The 18,737-nt window shown below is 76.4% G+C and carries 3 protein-coding genes; all 3 read left to right on the top strand.

Translation table 11 applies throughout. The features are described 5' to 3' along the window. Positions 1-5,916 (top strand): SDR family NAD(P)-dependent oxidoreductase (locus ACIQTO_RS37605; RefSeq protein ID WP_402398096.1); only part of this gene is annotated, 5,916 nt, incomplete at its 5' end. Positions 5,917-5,946: 30 nt separating this feature from the next. Further along, the gene (locus ACIQTO_RS37600; RefSeq protein WP_402398094.1) at positions 5,947-10,821 is read left to right on the top strand and encodes a type I polyketide synthase; all 4,875 of its coding nucleotides are present in this window, start codon (positions 5,947-5,949) and stop codon (positions 10,819-10,821) included. Positions 10,822-10,872: 51 nt separating this feature from the next. Continuing rightward, on the top strand, positions 10,873-18,737 hold a 7,865-nt coding region (locus ACIQTO_RS37595; protein ID WP_402398092.1), incomplete at its 3' end, for a type I polyketide synthase.

The raw sequence follows: 18,737 nt of genomic DNA, 5'->3' as shown, positions 1-18,737 counted from the left end.
GCGGCGAACGCGTTCCTGGACGCGTTGATGGCGCGTCGGGTGGCGTCGGGGTTGGTGGGTCAGTCGTTGGCGTGGGGTCTGTGGGAGCAGGCGAGTGCGTTGACGGGTCATCTGGCGGCGGCGCGGGCGGGTGCGGGGTTGCCGACCGAGCGGGCGCTGGCGTTGTTCGACCGGGCGATCACCCTGCCCGTCCCCCACCTGCTGCCGGTGACGCTCGATCTCCGGGCCCGTCGGACGGGCGGGATCCCGCCGCTGTTCCGCGCGCTGGTGCGGGCCCCGATCGGCCGCGCCGCCGAGCGTGGCGCCGGCGGCCGGGCCGTGGTGCCGGCCCAGCTGCGGGCACTGGACGCCGAGGAGCGCAGGGCGCGGCTGCTCGGCCTGGTACGGGCGCACGTCGCGACCGTGCTCGGCCATGCCGGTGCGGAGGCGGTCGGTGCCAAGCAGGCGTTCAAGGACCTCGGGCTGGACTCGCTGACCGCGGTGGAGCTGCGCAACGCGCTGAACTCCGCGACCGGGCTGCGGCTGCCCGCGACCCTGGTCTTCGACTACCCGACCCCGGAGGGACTGGCCGACCACCTTGCCGAGGCGCTGTCGGACCGGGGCGGCGCCGTACCCGCGGCGACCGGGGTCGTGGCCGCCACGGACCTCGACGAGCCGATCGCGATCGTCGGGATGAGCTGCCGCTACCCCGGCGGCGCGAACGACCCCGAGCAGCTGTGGCGGCTGCTGGCCGAGGGCCACGACGGTGTGACGGCCTTCCCGGCCGACCGCGGCTGGCCGGTCGCGGACCCCTCGTACGCGCCGCGCGGCGGCTTCCTGGCGGACGTCGCGGGCTTCGACGCCGAGCTGTTCGGGATCTCGCCGCGCGAGGCGCTGGTGATGGACCCGCAGCAGCGGGTCCTGCTGGAGGCGTCCTGGGAGGCCTTCGAAGCGGCCGGCCTGGCGGCCCCGGACCTGCGCGGCACGCCGACCGGTGTGTACGTCGGGGCCTACGCGTCCACCTACGGCGTGGGCGCCCAGCTGCCGCCCGGCGCGGAGGGCTACCTGCTGACCGGTACGTCGATGAGCGTGGTGTCCGGCCGGGTGGCGTACGCCTTCGGTCTGGAGGGGCCGGCGGTCACCGTCGACACCGCCTGCTCCTCGTCGCTGGTGGCGATGCACCTGGCCGCGCAGGCACTGCGGCGCGGCGAGTGCGAGTTGGCGCTGGCCGGCGGTGTGGCGGTGCTGGCCGGTCCGAACATCTTCGCCGAGTTCGCCCGGCAGGGCGGGCTGGCCTCGGACGGCCGGTGCAAGCCCTTCGCCTCGGCGGCGGACGGCACCACCTGGTCGGAGGGCGTCGGCGTCCTGGTGCTGGAGCGGCTGTCGGACGCGCTGCGGCACGGCCGCGAGATCCACGCGGTGCTGCGGGGCAGCGCGGTCAACCAGGACGGCGCCTCCAACGGCCTCACCGCCCCCAACGGGCCGTCCCAGCAGCGCGTCATCCGGCAGGCGCTGGCCGACTCCCGGCTCCTCGCGTCGGAGGTGGACGTGGTCGAGGCGCACGGCACCGGCACCAGCCTCGGCGACCCGATCGAGGCGCAGGCGCTGCTGGCCACCTACGGTCAGGACCGGCCGGCGGACCGGCCGTTGTGGCTCGGGTCGATCAAGTCGAACATCGGCCACACCCAGGCCGCCGCGGGCGTCGCCGGGGTGATCAAGATGGTGCAGGCGATGCGCCACGGCCTGATGCCGCGCACCCTGCACGTGGACGAGCCGACCCACCACGTGGACTGGTCGGCCGGTGCGGTGGAGCTGCTGACCGAGGCGCGGCCCTGGCCGGAGGCCGACCGGCCGCGCCGGGCGGGGGTGTCCTCCTTCGGGATCAGCGGCACCAACGCCCATGTGATCCTGGAGGCCGCCCCGGCGCCCGCCCCGCGCCCGGTGGAGCCGGCCACGGCGGGTGACGCCGTGGTGGCGTGGCCCGTCTCCGGCAAGACCCCGGCCGCGCTGCGCGCGCAGGCGCGCACCCTGCGGGCCCACCTCGCGGCGGCGCCCGCGCCGGAACCGGCCGACGTCGCCTGGTCGCTGGCCACCACCCGCGCCGGACTGGAACACCGCGCGGTCGCCGTCGGACGGGACGGCGACGACCTGCTCCGGCAGCTCGACCGGCTCGCCGCCGAGGAGGCGGACGGCGCCCTCACCGGCCCGGGCCGTCTCGCCTTCCTGTTCACCGGCCAGGGCTCGCAGCGGGCCGGGATGGGCCGGGAACTCTACGCGTCCTTCCCGGTGTTCGCCGAGGCCTTCGACGCCGTCTGCGCGGAGCTGGACCGGTGGGTGGACCGTCCGGTCAAGGACGTCGTGTTCGAGGGCGTCGACCTGGACCGGACGATGTGGGCCCAGGCCGGGCTGTTCGCGGTCGAGGTCGCGCTGTTCCGCTGGGCGGAGTCCTGCGGCCTGACCCCGGACTTCCTGCTGGGGCACTCGATCGGCGAGATCGTGGCCGCCCACGTGGCCGGGGTGCTGTCCCTGCCGGACGCCTGCGCCCTGGTGGCGGCGCGCGGCCGGCTGATGCAGGCGCTGCCGCCGGGCGGCGCGATGCTGGCCGTGCAGGCCTCCGAGGCCGAGGTGGTCGGGGCGGTCGGGTCGGTCGCCGGGCCGGCGGACGTCGCCGCGGTCAACGGACCGGGTTCGGTGGTGGTGTCGGGTGCCGAGGACGTCATCGACGCACTCGCCGCCCGCTGGACGGCCGAGGGCCGCCGGACGACCCGGCTGACCGTCTCGCACGCCTTCCACTCGGCCCTGATGGAGCCGATGCTGGCGGAGTTCACGGCCGTCCTGCGGACCCTGACCTTCGAGCCGCCGCGCATCCCCGTCGTGTCCAACCTGACCGGCGAGGTCGTGGACCCGGAGACGATCCGCACACCGGAGTACTGGGCCCGCCACGTCCGGGGCACCGTCCGGTTCGCCGACGGCATCGCGCACCTGGCGGACCGGGGCGTGACCCGCTACCTGGAACTGGGGCCGGACGGCGTGCTGTGCGCGATGGCGCAGCAGTCCGCCGCGGACGCCGTCTGCGCACCGCTGCTGCGCCGCGACCACGACGAGGCCGGGACGGCGCTGCGCGCGCTCGGCCGGCTGTGGGCGGCCGGCGTCGACGTCGACTGGCCGGCGGTCCGGCCGGCCGGCCGGCGGGTGCCGCTGCCGGCGTACGCCTTCCAGCGGACCAGGTTCTGGCTGGAGCCCGGCACGGGCGTGGGTGACGTGGGCGGCCTCGGCCAGGCCGCGGCGGACCACCCGCTGCTGGGCGCGACGGTCGCGCTGGCCGGTGACGACGAGGTGCTGTTCACGGGCCGGCTGGCCGCGGCCGCGCAGCCGTGGCTGGCGGACCACGCGATCCTCGACCGGGTGCTGGTGCCCGGGACGGCCTTCGTGGAGATGGCGCTGCGGGCCGGGGAGCAGGTCGGGTGCCGGACCCTGCGGGAGCTGATCGTGCAGACCGCGCTCCCGCTGCCGCCGGCCGGCGGGGTGCAGCTCCAGGTGCGGGTCTCCGCGCCGGGCGAGGACGGCGACCGCCGGGTGGAGATCCACGCGCGGCGGGACGAGGACGGGGCGCCGTGGGTGCGTCACGTCACCGGCGTCCTGGGCGCCGAGGCCGGGGCGGAGGACTACGACCTGGCGGCCTGGCCGCCGCCGGGCGCCGAGCCGGTGGACCTGGAGGGCTTCTACGAGGCCCTCGCCGAGGGCGGGTACGGCTACGGGCCGGCCTTCCGGGGCGTCCGGGCGGCCTGGCGGGAGGGGGCGACCGTCTACGCCGAGGTGGCGCTGCCCGAGGAGCAGGCGGCGGCCGCGCCGGGATTCGGTCTGCACCCGGCCCTGCTGGACGCGGCGCTGCACGTCATAGGCCTCGCCGGGGCCGGCGGTCCGGCGCCCAGGGTGCCGTTCGCCTGGACCGGCGTGCGCCTGCACGCCACCGGCGCCGCGATGCTGCGCGTCGCGGTGACCCCGACCGGGGACGGCGTCCTGATCCGGACCGCCGACGGGCTCGGCGCTCCCGTCGCGTCGGTCGAGTCCCTGGTGCTCCGCGAGACCGCCGCCGACCAGCTGCCCGCGACCGGTCACCGGCCCGAGCGCGACTGGCTGTTCACGGTCGCGTGGGCGCCCGTGCCCGCGCTGCCCCCGGTCGACACCTCCTCCTGGGTCGTGGTCGGCGAGGCCGGGACCGGTGTGCCGGGTGATCGGGTCGGCTCGTGGGCGGAGCTGTCCGACCGGGCGCAGGTGCCCCCGGTGGTGGTCCTGCGGCCGGCGGCGGACGACGCGCTCCGGGCGGCCACCGAGGCGCTGGAGGCCGTCCAGGGCTGGCTCGCCGACGAGCGGTTCGAGTCCGCCAGGCTGGTGGTGCTGACCTCCGGCGCGGTCGACCCGGCCGGCGCGGTGCGCGACCTGCCGGGAGCGGCGGTCTGGGGCCTGCTGCGGTCGGCCCAGTCCGAGCACCCGGACCGCTTCGTGCTGGTGGACACGGACGCCGGGACCGACGCGTGGCAGCCTCACGTGACCGGCACCGAGCCGCAGTTGGCGGTACGCGACGGGCAGGTGCTGGTACCCCGGCTGGCCCGGGCCCGGGCCGGCACCGGGCCGTCGCCCGAGCTCACCGGCACGGTCCTGGTCACCGGCGGCACCGGCGCGCTGGGCCGGCTGGTGGCCCGGCACCTGGCCGAGGCCCACGGCGTCCGGCACCTGACGCTGCTGAGCCGGCGCGGTCCGGACGGCCCCGGCGCGGCCGAGCTGGTGGCGGAGCTGGCGGCCCTCGGCGCGGAGGCCGAACTGGTGGCCTGCGACGCGGCCGACCGCGCCGCACTGGCGCGGGTGCTCGCGGCGATCCCGGCGGGGCGCCCGCTGTGCGGCGTGGTGCACACGGCCGGTGTGCTGGACGACGGCGTCGTCGAGTCGCTGACGCCGGAGCGGATCGCGACGGTGTTCCGCCCCAAGGTCGACGCGGCGCAGCACCTGCACGAGCTGACCGAGGGGGCGGACCTGCGGCTGTTCGTCCTGTTCTCCTCGGCGGCCGGCACCTTCGGATCGCCGGGACAGGCCAACTACGCGGCGGCCAACACCTTCCTGGACGCGCTGGCGGCGCGGCGCCGGGCCCTCGGGCTGCCGGGCCTCTCGCTGGCCTGGGGCGTCTGGGAGGAGGCCGGCGCGATGACCGGGCACCTCGGCGACCGGGCGGCCCGGCTCGGCGACGCCCTGACGGCCGAGCAGGGTCTGGCGCTCTTCGACGCGGCCCTGGCCACGGAGTACGCCCACCTGGTGCCGGTGCGCCTCGACCTGCCGGCCCGGCCCGGCGCGGCGGGCATCGCCGTACCGGCCCTCCTGCGGGGCCTGCTGCCGGGCGGCCCGCGTCGCGCGGGCGCCGCGTCCGACGGCCCGTCGCTGCCGCGGCAGCTCGCCGGCCGCTCGCCGGCCGAGCAGGCCCGGATCGTCCTGGACGTGGTCCGGGCGGATGTCGCGCAGGTCCTGGGCCACGCCACGGCGGAGGCCGTCGCGCCCGACCGGGGCTTCGTCGACCTCGGGTTCGACTCGCTGACCGCGGTCGAACTGCGCAACCGCCTCGCCGCCCGCACCGGGCTGCGCCTGCCGGCGACGCTGGTGTTCGACCAGCCGTCGGCCGGCCGGGTCGCCGAGTACCTGACCGGCCGGATCGTCGCGCCGGGCGGCGCGGCCGACTCGCTCACCGAACGGGTGGACCGGATCGACACCGATCTGGCGGCCGTGGGCGAGGCGGAACGGATCACCGTCGTCCGGCGGCTCCAGGCGCTGCTGGCCCGCTACGAGGACGACGCGGCCGCGGCGGAGGAGCCGTCGGTCGTGGCCGGGCTCGACAGCGCGACCGACGACGAGATCTTCGACTTCATCGACAAGGAACTGGGCGCCTCGTGACCCTGCTGCCGAACTTCGACCCGACACCCTGTGAGGCCTGACATGGCGGACGAGCAGAAGCTGCGCGACTACCTCAAGCGCGTCACGGCCGAGCTGCACCAGACCCGGCAGCGGCTGCACGCCGCCGAGTCGGTGGACCGTCAGCCGATCGCGATCGTCGGCATGGCCTGCCGGCTGCCCGGTGGCGTGGACGGCCCGGACGCGCTGTGGCGGCTGGTGTCCGAGGGCGTCGACGCCGTCTCGGCCTTCCCCGAGGACCGCGGCTGGGTCATCGACGAGGACGCCGGGTTCGCCCGCAGCGGCGGCTTCCTGCACGACGCGGACGGCTTCGACCCGACGCTGTTCGGCATCTCGCCGCGCGAGGCGACCGCGATGGACCCGCAGCACCGGCTGCTGCTGGAGGCCTGCTGGGAGGCGTGCGAACGCGGCGGCGTCGACCCGCACGCGCTGCGCGGCAGCCGTACCGGGGTCTTCGCCGGCCTGATGTACCGGGACTACGCCGCCCGCCTGATCAGCGTGCCCGAGGGGGTGGACGCCTACCTCGGCACCGGCAACATGAGCAGCGTCGCCTCCGGGCGGATCTCCTACACGCTCGGGCTCGAAGGCCCCGCCGTCACGGTGGACACCGCCTGCTCCTCGTCGTTGGTGGCCCTGCACCTGGCCTGCCAGTCGCTGCGCTCCGGCGAGACGACGATGGCCTTCGCGGGCGGCGCGACCGTGATGGCGTCCCCGGACACCTTCACGGGCTTCGCCCGGCAGGGCGGCCTCTCCTCGGACGGCCGGTGCAAGTCCTACGGCGCCGGCGCCGACGGCACCGGCTGGGCCGAGGGCGTCGGGATGCTCCTGCTGGAGCGGCTCTCGGACGCGCAGCGGCTGGGGCACCGGATCCTGGCGGTGGTGCGGGGCAGCGCGGTGAACCAGGACGGCGCGTCCAGCGGCCTGACCGCGCCGAACGGCCCGTCGCAACAGCGGGTGATCGAGGACGCGTTGGCCGCCGCGCGGCTGACCACGCTGGACGTGGACGTCGTGGAGGGGCACGGGACCGGGACCAGGCTGGGCGACCCGATCGAGATCCAGGCCCTGCTGGCGACGTACGGCCGGGACCGGCCGCAGGACCGGCCGCTGCGGCTGGGGTCGGTCAAGTCCAACATCGGGCACACCCAGGCGGCGGCGGGCGTCGCCGGGGTGATCAAGATGGTGCAGGCGATGCGGCACGGCACGATGCCGCGCACCCTGCACGCGGCGGAGCGGACCCCGCAGGTCGACTGGTCCGCCGGAGCGGTGCGGCTGCTGACCGAGGCCGAGCCGTGGCCGGAGTCCGACCGGCCCCGCCGGGCCGGCGTGTCGTCCTTCGGCATCAGCGGGACCAACGCCCACGTCGTCCTGGAGCAGGCCCCGGCGGCGGAGCCGGGGGAGGCCTCGGAGCACCCGGTGCCCGGCGTCGTGCCGTGGCTGCTGGCGGCCCGGACCACCGAGGCCCTGCGCGCCCAGGCCGGCCGGCTGCACGCGTTCGTCGCGGACACCTCGCCCGAGCCGCTGGACGTCGGCCGGTCGCTGCTGTCCCGCGCGCCGTTGGAGCGGCGGGCCGTCGTGCTCGGCGCCGACCGGGACCGGCTCGCCGACGGGCTCGCCGCGCTGGCGGGCGACCTGCCCGACCGGGCCGTGGTGACGGGGGTGGCCGGCGAGGGGCGTTCGGCGTTCCTGTTCACCGGCCAGGGGGCGCAGCGGGCCGGGATGGGCGCCGGTCTGTACGAGGCGTTCCCGGTGTTCGCCCGGGCCTTCGACGCGGTCTGCGCCGAGCTGGACCCGCGGCTGGAACGCTCGGTCAAGGACGTGGTGTTCGGCGGCGGCCAGGACCTGCACCGGACGGTGTGGGCCCAGGCGGGGCTGTTCGCCCTGGAGGTCGCGCTGTTCCGGCTGTTCGAGTCCTTCGGCGTGGTGCCGGACTTCCTGCTGGGCCATTCGATCGGCGAGGTGGCGGCGGCGCACTGCGCGGACGTCCTGTCGCTGGCGGACGCCTGCGCGCTGGTGGCGGCGCGCGGCCGGCTGATGCAGGCGCTGCCGGCCGGCGGGGCGATGCTCGCGGTGCGGGCCTCCGAGGCCGAGGTGGTCGAGGCGCTCGCGGCGGTCGAGGGCGTCGCCGGGCGTGCCGACCTGGCCGCGGTCAACAGCCCCGGGTCGGCGGTGGTGTCGGGCGCGGCGGACACCATCGACGAGCTGGCGGCCCGGTGGACGGCCGAGGGCCGCAAGACCAGCCGGCTGACGGTGTCGCACGCGTTCCACTCGGCCCTGATGGAGCCGATGCTGGCCGAGTTCGGGGCGGTGCTGGCGACGCTGACGTTCGGGACGCCCCGCATCCCGATCGTCTCCACCCTGACCGGGGCGGTCGAAGGCGCCCTGATGGGCACGCCCGACTACTGGGTCCGGCAGGTCCGGGAGACGGTCCGGTTCGCCGACGGCGTCGAGTGCCTCCGGGCCCGGGGGGTGAGCCGGTTCGTGGAACTCGGCCCCGACGGGGTGCTCACCGCGATGGCCCGGGCGAGCCTGCCCGACTCGGCGCTCACCACGACGGCGCTGCGCAGCAGCTGGCACGACACCGGGGTGTTCGTCACCGCGCTGGCCGACCTGTGGACCCGGGGGAGCACGGTCGACTGGCAGGTGCTCTTCGACGGCCACGGCCGACCGGTGGAGCTGCCGGTCTACCCGTTCCAGCACGAGTCGTTCTGGCTGTACCCGGTGGTGGCGCCGGCCGGTGGGCCCGCCGGTCCGGACGTCTGGGAGGCGCTCGCCGGCGAGGACGCCGACGCGCTCGCCGACCGGCTCGACGTGACCGACCCCGAGGTCCGCGCCTCGCTGAGGACGGCGCTGCCCCTGCTGTCCGCGTGGCACCGGCGGGGCCGGACGGAGGCCGAGGTCGCCCGCTGGCGCTACCACGTGGGGTGGGAGCCGCTCCCGGACACGCCCGCCCCCGCCGTCACGGGCGACTGGCTGCTGGCGGTGCCCGCCACGATGGCCGACGACGACCTCGTCCGCGCCTGCCGGGACGCCCTGACCCGGCACGGCGCCGCGGTGGTGACGGTGCCGGTCGACGCCGCCGCCACGGACCGCGCGGACCTGGCCGCCCGGCTGCGGCAGGCCGCGGCGGCCGCCCGCCCGCCCGCCGGGGTGCTCTCCCTGCTGGCGCTGGAGCGGGAGCCGCACCCGGCCGTGCCGGCCCTGCCCGGCGGGACGGCCGGCACCCTGCTGCTCGTCCAGGCCGTGCTCGACGCGGACCTGGCCGCCCCCCTGTGGTGCGTGACGCGGGGCGCGGTGTCGACCTCGGAGCACGAGCTCCTGGCCGACCCCGACCAGGCGCCGGTCTGGGGTCTGGGCCGGGTGGCCGCCCTGGAGCACCCGCAGCTGTGGGGCGGCCTCGTCGACCTCCCCGCCGAGGTCGACGACGAGGTGACCGACGCCCTGGTCGGCCTGCTGGGCGCCGCCGACGGTGAGGACCAGCTCGCCGTCCGTCCGGAGGGCGTCTTCGTCCGCCGGCTCCGACGGGCGGCGGCGGGCGACCCGGAGGCCCCGGCGTGGCAGCCGCGCGGCACCGTCCTGGTGACCGGCGGCACGGGTGCGCTCGGCGGGCAGGTCGCCCGCCGGCTCGCCGCCGGCGGCGCCGAGCACCTGGTGCTGGTGAGCCGGGGCGGCCGCACGGCACCCGGGCTGGCGGAGCTGGAGGCCGAACTGGAGGCGCTCGGCGCCCGGGTCACGGTGGCCGCCCGCGACCTGTCCGACCGCGCGGACGTCGCCCGGCTGGTCGGTGAACTCGACGCCGCGGAGCCGCGGTTGCGCGCCGTGGTGCACGCCTCGGGGGTCAGTGCCTCGGCGCCGCTGGCCGAGACCACCCTCGACGAACTCGACCGGACGGCCGCCGGCAAGGTCGCGGGCGCCCGGCACCTGGACGAACTGCTCGACCAGCGCCGCCTGGACGCGGTGGTGTACTTCTCCTCCATCGCGGGCGTCTGGGGCGTCGGCGACCAGGCCTGCTACGCGGCCGCCAACGCCTACCTCGACGCCCTGGCGCAGCGCCGCGACGCGGAGGGCGTGCGCGCGCTGGCGGTCGCCTGGGGGCCGTGGGACGGCGGCGGCATGGTCGACCGGGCGATCCAGGAGCCGATGCGGCGGCGCGGCATCGCGCTGCTGGCACCGGACCGGGCGATGCACGCGCTGCAGCAGGCGATGGACCAGGACACCGGCGCGGTCACCGTCGCCGACATCGCGTGGGAGCGGTTCGTGCCGGCCTTCACCGCCCTGCGGCCCAACCGGTTCTTCGAGGAGATCCCGGAGGCCCGGTCGCTCGCCTCGGGCGCGCCCGCCGCGGGCGAGTACCAGGCCCGGCTCACCGCCCTGCGCGACCGGCTGACCGCCCTGCCGGCCGCCGACCGGGAGCCCGTCCTGCTCGACCTGGTGCGCACGCACGCGGCGGCGGTGCTCGGGCACGGCGGCGCGGCCGCGATCGACGTCGACCGGCCGTTCCGGGACTTCGGGTTCGACTCGCTGGCCGCCGTGGAGCTGCGCGACCGGCTCGGCCGGGCCACCGGCCTGTCCCTGCCCGCCACCGTGGTGTTCGACCACCCGACGCCCACGACGCTGGCCGGCCACCTGCTGGCGGAGGCGGTCCCGGACGGGCGGACGGCGGCGCTGCCCTCCACACCGGAGCTGGACCAGCTCGAAGAGGCGCTGCTGGCCCGGCCGGAGGACGACGTCGACCGGGTCCGCGTGGTGCTGCGGCTGGAGGCGCTGCTCACCCGGCACCGGGGCGGGGGCGGCGACGAGGTCACCTTCGACGACCTGCGGGACCAGCTCAGCAGGGCCAGCAACGAAGAGCTTTTCGACGTGATCGACCGGGACCTCGGCCTCTCTTGAGCCGAGGTGCGGGGTGGTGGCCGGGGACAATCTTGGAAGGCGGCTTTTTCGATGGCAGATGATGCGCAGCGGCTCCGTGACTACCTGACCCGGGTGGTCGCCGAACTGCAACACACCCGCCGGCGTATCCGTGACATGGAGTCCGCGGCCAACGAGCCGATCGCCATCGTCGGGATGAGCTGCCGGTACCCGGGTGAGGTGCGGTCACCGGCCGACCTGTGGCGGCTGGTCAGCACCGGGCAGGACCCGATCGGCCCGCTGCCCGGGAACCGCGGCTGGGACCTCTCCTCGGCCGACGACCCGTCCTGGGCGGGTGGATTCGTCGAGGACGCCGGGGAGTTCGACGCGGAGCTGTTCGGCATCTCGCCGCGTGAGGCGCTGGCGATGGACCCGCAGCAGCGGCTGCTGCTGGAGACGTCCTGGAAGGCCTTCGAGAACGCCGGGCTCGACCCGCTGTCCCTGCGGGGCTCCAGCACCGGCGTCTTCGTCGGGGTCACCTCGGTCAGTTACGGCCCGGGGATGGATCTGCCGGAGGACGTGGCCGGGCACCTGATGACCGGCACCGCGTCCAGCATCGCGTCGGGCCGGGTGTCCTACACGTTCGGGCTGGAGGGCCCCGCGGTCACGGTGGACACCGCGTGCTCGTCCTCGCTGGTCGCGCTGCACCTGGCGGTCCAGTCGCTGCGGGAGGGCGGCAGCGACCTGGCGCTGGTCGGCGGGGTCACGGTGATGACGACCCCGATGCAGATCGTCGAGTTCGGCCGGCAGGGCGGACTCTCCTCCGACGGCCGGTGCAAGGCGTTCTCCGACGACGCGGACGGCGCGGGCTGGTCCGAGGGCATCGGCCTGCTGCTGGTCGAGCGGCTCAGCGACGCGCGGCGCAACGGGCACGAGGTCCTCGCGGTGGTGCGCGGCAGCGCGGTCAACCAGGACGGCGCCTCCAACGGCCTCACCGCGCCGAACGGACCGGCGCAGGAGCGGGTGATCCGCCGGGCGCTGGCCAACGCGCGGCTGAGCGTCGAGGACGTGGACGCCGTGGAGGGCCACGGCACCGGCACCCGGCTCGGCGACCCGATCGAGGCCCGCGCCCTGCTGGCGACCTACGGGCGCGGCCGTTCGACGCGACGCCCCCTGTGGCTCGGCTCGATCAAGTCGAACATCGGCCACACCCAGTCCGCCGCCGGTGTCGCCGGCGTGATCAAGATGGTCATGGCGATGCGTGACGGCACCCTGCCGCCCACGCTGCACGCCGACCGGCCGTCCGCGCAGGTCGACTGGTCGCCCGGCACGGTCCGGCTGCTGACCGAGCCGAGGCCCTGGCCGACCGCGGACCGGCCCCGCCGCGCCGCGGTGTCCTCGTTCGGGATGAGCGGCACCAACGCCCACGTCATCCTGGAGCAGGCGCCCGAGCCCGAGCCCGCCGAGCCCGCCGAGCCCGCTGGGTCCGCCGAGCCCGCCGCGGCGGAGGCCGAGGGCACCGGGCCCGCGCTCACCGCGGGCCCGCTCCCGTGGGTGCTGGCGGCGAAGACCCCGGACGGGCTGCGCGGGCAGGCCGCCCGGCTGCGGGACTTCCTGACCACCGCGGACGGTGCCCCGGCCCTCCCGGACGTCGCCCGCTCCCTGCTGACCCGGGCCGCGCTGCCCTGCCGCGCGGTGGTGCTCGGCACGGCGCGCGCGGACCTGCTGACCGGCCTGGACGCGCTGTCCGCCGGCGAGGCCGCCGCGAACCTGGTGCGCGGCGACGCCACCGGCGCTACCGGGGTGGTCTTCGTCTTCCCCGGCCAGGGCAGCCAGTGGGCCGGGATGGCCCGCGAACTCCGGGCCGCCTCACCCGCGTTCCGGCGGCGGCTGGACGAGTGCGAGGCGGCGCTGGCGCCGTTCGTGGACTGGTCGCCGGCGGACGTGCTGAGCGGCGCGCCCGGCGCCCCGGACCTGACCCGGGTCGACGTCGTCCAGCCGGTGCTGTGGGCGGTCATGGTGTCGCTGGCCGAGGCCTGGCGGTCCGTCGGCGTCCGCCCGGTGGCGGTCGTCGGCCACTCGCAGGGCGAGATCGCGGCGGCCTGCGTCGCGGGCGGCCTCTCCCTCGACGACGGCGCCCGGATCGTGGCGCTGCGCAGCCGGGCGCTCTCGGCGCTGGCCGGCCGCGGTGGCATGGTCGCGATCCCCGCCGGCCGGGCGTCGGTGGCCGAACTGATCGCCCCCTGGGCCGAGGGCCTCTGCGTGGCGGCGGAGAACGGCCCCGGCTCCACCGTGGTCTCGGGCGAGGCCGGGCCCGTCGAGGAGCTGCTGGCCGAGTGCGGGCGCCGCGGCCTGCGCGCCCGCCGGATCCCGGTGGACTACGCGTCGCACTCGCCGCAGGTCGAGCAGCTCCGCGAGCGGATCCTGGCCGACCTCGCGCCGATCACCCCGGGCTCCTCGGACATCGCCTTCTACTCGACGGTGACGGGCGCGCCGATCGACACCGCGCGGATGGACGCCGCCTACTGGTACGACAACCTGCGCTCGCCGGTGCGGTTCGAGGCGGCGACCCGCGCGCTGCTCGCCGACGGCCGCTCGGTGTTCGTCGAGAGCAGCCCGCACCCGGTGCTCACCATCGGCGTCCAGGAGACCGCGGACGACGCGGGCACCGCGGCGACGGTGACCGGGACGCTGCGCCGCGAGGACGGCGGCCCGGGCCGACTCCTCGCCGGCGCCGCCGAGCTGTGGACCGCGGGCGTCGGCGTGGACTGGTCGGTGGCCTTCGGCGGCGGCCGGCGGACCGAGCTGCCCACCTACGCCTTCCAGCGGCGGCGCTACTGGCCGGACCCGCTGCCCGCCGACCCGCGGCCGGCCGGGGGCGCCGATCCCGTCGAGACCCGGTTCTGGGACGCGGTGGAGCGCCAGGACACCGACGAACTGGCCACCGCGCTGCGGCTCGACGAGGCGCGCGGGGTCCTGGCCGAGGTACTGCCCGCGCTGGCCGGCTGGCACCGCGGCCGCCGCCGGGGCGCGACGATCGACTCCTGGCGCTACCGGATCGGCTGGACCCCGGTACCGGACCTGCCCGCGCACCCGCGGCTGCGCGGCCGATGGCTCCTCGCCCTCCCGGAGCGCGGCGGAGCCACCGAGGTGGCCGGGGTGCTGCGCTCCGCCGGCGCGGAGGTCGTCCCGCTGACGGTGGCCGACGGCGCCGACCGGGCCGCGGTCACCGCGCTGCTGCTCGCGGCGGGCCCGGTCGACGGCGTGGTCTCGCTGCTGGCCACCGCCGAGGACGCGCCGCCGTCGGTGGCCGGGCCGGCCATGACCGGCCCGGCCACCACGGTGACCCTTCTCCAGGCCCTCGGCGACGCCGACAGCGGCGCGCCGCTGTGGGCGCTCACCGGCGGCGCGGTGTCGATCGGCCGGTCGGACCCGCTGCGCAGCGCCGCCCAGGCGCTGACCTGGGGCCTCGGCCGGGTCGCGGCCCTGGAGTACCCGCGGCGCTGGGGCGGCCTGATCGACCTTCCGGCCGCGGTGGACGCGCGGACCGGCGACCGGCTGGTGGCGCTGCTCGGCGGTGCCGCCGGGGACGAGGACCAGCTCGCCGTCCGCGCCTCCGGGGTGTTCGCCCGCCGCCTCGCCCGCGCACCGCGCCCGGCCGGGACGACGCTGGAACTCCCCGGCTCCGTCCTGGTCACCGGCGGTACCGGCGCGCTCGGCGGGGTCGTCGCCCGCTGGCTCGCGGGCCGCGGCGTCCCCCACCTGACCCTGGTCGGACGGCGCGGCGCGGCGGCGCCCGGGGTGGACGGGCTCGTCGCGGAGCTGACCGCGCTGGGCACCCGGGTGACCGTGGCGGCCTGCGACGTGACCGACCGGGAGTCGCTCGCGGGCGTGCTGGCGCAGGTCCCGGCCGAGTTCCCGCTGGTCGGCGTGGTGCACGCGGCCGGTGTCGGCCAGGCCATGCTGCTGGACCGGACCGGACCGGCGGAGCTGGCCGAGGTGCTCGGCGGCAAGGTCGCGGGCGCGCTGCACCTCGACGAGCTGACCCGGGGTCTCGACCTGCGGATGTTCGTCACCTTCGCCTCCGGTGCCGGGATCTGGGGCAGCGGCGGCCAGGCGGCCTACGCCGCCGCGAACGCCTACCTCGACGCGCTCGTGGTGCGCCGTCGCGCGCAGGGGCTGCCCGGGACGTCCGTCTCCTGGGGCGCCTGGGGCGACGTGGGGATGGGGGCGACCGAGGCCGTCCGCGACCACCTGCGCGAGCGCGGCATGGTGCCGATGGACCCGGACCTGGCGATCGAGGCGCTGGCCCAGGCCGTCGACGCGGGCGAGGACTGCCTGACCGTGGCCGACATCGACTGGCCGCGCTTCGTCGACACCTTCACCGCCACCCGGGTCAGCCCGCTGCTGGCCGACCTCCCCGAAGCCCGGACGGCCGAGGCGGCGTCACCCGGCGGCGAGGAGCGTCCGGACCTCGCCCGCCGGCTCGCCCCGCTCCCCGGGGCCCAACGGCGGCAGGTCCTGCTGGACCTGGTCCGCACCGAGGTCGCCGCCGTGCTCAAGCACCCGGACGTGCGGACCGTCGAGGCGGTGCGGACCTTCAAGGACCTGGGCTTCGAGTCCCTCACCGCCGTGGAACTGCGCAACCGGCTCAACCGGGAGACCGGTCTGCGGCTGCCGGCCACCATGGTCTTCGACCACCCGACGCCGGCCGCGCTGGTCGCCTACCTGGAGCGCGAACTGGACCTCGGCGACCCGGCCGCGGCCGGGGCTGCCGACCTGGTGGCCGCGCCGGCCGGCCTGGACGAGCCGATCGCGATCGTCGGCATGGGGTGCCGCTTCCCCGGGGGCGTGGGCTCACCCGAGGACCTGTGGCGGCTGGTCGCCGACGGAGCGGACGCGCTGTCGGCGTTCCCCACCGACCGCGGCTGGCCCGACCGGATGCCCGGCGTGGACACGGCCGTGGGCGGCTTCGTGCACGACGCGACCGGGTTCGACGCCGGGCTGTTCGGGATCTCGCCGCGTGAGGCGCTGGCGATGGACCCGCAGCAGCGGCTGCTGCTGGAGGCGGCCTGGGAGGCCTTCGAATCCGCCGGCATCGACCCCCACGCGATGCGGGGCAGCCGGACCGGCGTGTTCGCGGGCGCGTCCTCGTCGGGGTACGGGCACGGCCAGGTGCTCGACGGGGTCGAGGGCCACCTGCTCTCCGGTACGGCGAACAGCGTGATCTCGGGCCGTGTCTCGTACGTGTTCGGGCTGGAGGGCCCGGCCGTCACGGTGGACACGGCGTGCTCGTCGTCGCTGGTGGCGATGCACCTCGCCGTGCAGGCGCTGCGCGTCGGCGAGTGCGGCATGGCGCTGGCCGGCGGTGTCGCCGTGATGGTGAACGCCGGCGCGTTCGGCGAGTTCAACCGGCAGGGCGGGCTGGCCTCGGACGGGCGCTGCAAGGCCTTCGCGGCCGGTGCGGACGGCACCGGGTGGGGCGAGGGCGTCGGTGTGCTGGTGCTGGAGCGGTTGTCGGACGCGCGCCGCAACGGGCACGAGGTGCTGGCGGTGGTGCGGGGCAGTGCGGTGAACCAGGACGGTGCGTCGAACGGTCTGACGGCGCCGAACGGTCCGTCGCAGGAGCGGGTGATCCGGCAGGCGCTGGCCAATGCCGGTCTGTCGGCGGGCGAGGTGGACGCGGTGGAGGCGCACGGGACGGGGACCCGGCTGGGTGACCCGATCGAGGCGCAGGCGCTGTTGGCGACCTACGGCCAGGGGCGCGGCGAGGACCGGCCGTTGTGGCTGGGGTCGGTGAAGTCGAACATCGGGCACACCCAGGCGGCTGCCGGTGTGGCCGGGGTGATCAAGACGGTGCAGGCGATGCGCCACGGGGTGCTCCCGGCGACGCTGCACGTCGACCAGCCCACGCCACAGGTCGACTGGTCGGCGGGTGCCGTGGAGCTGTTGACCGAGGCGCGGCCGTGGCCGGAGGCGGATCGTCCTCGGCGGATCGGCGTCTCCGCGTTCGGGATCAGTGGCACCAACGCGCATGTGGTGATCGAGGAGGCGCCGGCCGCGCCCGAGGCGCCGGTCGCGGCGTCCGAGTCGGGGAGTGGCCTGGGCCTGCTGCCGTGGGTGGTGTCGGCGCAGAGCGACGGGGCGCTGAAGGCCCAGGCGGCGCGGCTGGCCGGGGCGTTGGGCGCCGACGAGCGTCCGGCGGACGTGGCGTGGTCGCTGGCGACCGGGCGGGCCGGACTGGCCCGTCGCGCGGTGGTGCTGGGGTCCGACCGGGAGGCGCTGCTGGACGGGCTGGCCGCGTTGGCGGCGGGGCGGCCGTCGGGCGGTGTGGTGTCGGGTGTCGCGGTGGAGGGGCGTTCGGCGTTCCTGTTCACGGGGCAGGGTGCGCAGCGGGTCGGGATGGGGCGCGGGCTTTATGCGGCGTTCCCGGTGTTCGCGGGGGCGTTCGACGCGGTGTGTGCGGAGTTCGACCTGCTGTTGGATCGGCCGGTTCGCGAGGTGGTGTTCGAGGGCGCCGATGATCTGGACCGGACGGTGTGGGCGCAGGCGGGGTTGTTCGCGCTGGAGGTGGCGTCGTTCCGGTTGCTTGAATCCTGGGGTGTGACGCCGGACTTCCTGTTGGGGCATTCGATCGGTGAGGTGGCGGCGGCGCATGTCGCGGGGGTGTTCTCGCTGGCGGACGCGTGTGTGTTGGTGGCGGCGCGGGGTCGGTTGATGCAGGCGTTGCCGGCCGGTGGTGCGATGCTGGCGGTGCAGGCGTCCGAGGCCGAGGTGCGGGCGGAGCTCGGCGGCCGGCTGGATGTCGCGGCGGTCAACGGCCCGACTGCGGTGGTGGTGTCGGGTCCGGCGGAGGTGGTGGAGGAGTTCGCGGCCGGCTGGGCCGCGCAGGGGCGTAAGATCCACCGGCTGACGGTGTCGCACGCCTTCCATTCGGCGTTGATGGAGCCGATGCTGGCCGAATTCGCCGACGTCCTAGCAGAGTTGACCTTCGCCGAGCCGCGCATCCCGGTCGTCTCCAACCTGACCGGGGCGGTGGCCGAGCCGGGTCTGCTGTCGTCGCCGGAGTACTGGGTGCGTCAGGTCCGTGAGGCGGTCCGGTTCGCCGACGGTGTCGAGGCGCTGGACGGCCACGGCGTGACCCGGTTCGTCGAACTCGGGCCCGACGCGGTGCTGTGCGGTCTGGCCGGGCAGTCGGTCGCGGAGGCGGTGTTCGCACCGCTGATGCGGCGCGACCGGGACGAGGCGGACACGGCACTGCGGGCACTGGCCGAGGTGTGGGCGGCGGGTGCCGAACTCGACTGGTCCGCGCTGCTGCCCACGGGGCGTCGGGTCCCGCTGCCGACCTATGCGTTCCAGCACCAGCGGTACTGGCCGGAGTCGATCGATCTCGCGAGCGTGGTGGTCGATCCGGACGAGGCCCGGTTCTGGAAGGCGGTGGAGAACCAGGACTTGGGTGGGCTGGCCGAGGCGTTGGAGATCGCGGAGGCGCCGGAGGGGTTGGGCGCGGTTCTGCCGGTGTTGTCGTCGTGGCGGCAGCGTCGTCGGGTGGATTCGGTGGTGGACGGGTGGCGTTACCGGGTGACGTGGAAGCCGTTGGCCGGTGTGGTGGACGGGCGGTTGTCGGGTCGGTGGTTGGTGGTGTCGGCTTCGGGGGTGCCGGCTTCGGAGTCGCTGGTGGCGGGTGTCGAGGTGGCGCTGGTGGCCGGTGGTGCCGAGGTGGTGACGCTCCTTCTCGACGGGTTTGACCGTGATGAAATCGCCGTTCGGATCGCGGGGTTGGCGTCGGGTGGTGGGTTCGCCGGGGTGGTGTCGCTGCTGGGTGTGGCCGAGGGGTCGTTTGGCGGGGGGCCGTTTGGCGCGGGTTCGTCGGTGTCGGTGGGTGTGGTCGGGACGTTGGCGTTGGTGCGGGCGTTGGGTGTGGCGGGTGTGCGGGCGCGGTTGTGGTCGGTGACGGT

It is taken from the genome of Kitasatospora sp. NPDC091207, assembly GCF_044768625.1.
Lineage (GTDB): Bacteria > Actinomycetota > Actinomycetes > Streptomycetales > Streptomycetaceae > Kitasatospora.
The sequence above is the reverse complement of the archived record's forward strand: the minus strand, read 5'-3'. Positions and strand labels throughout refer to the sequence as shown.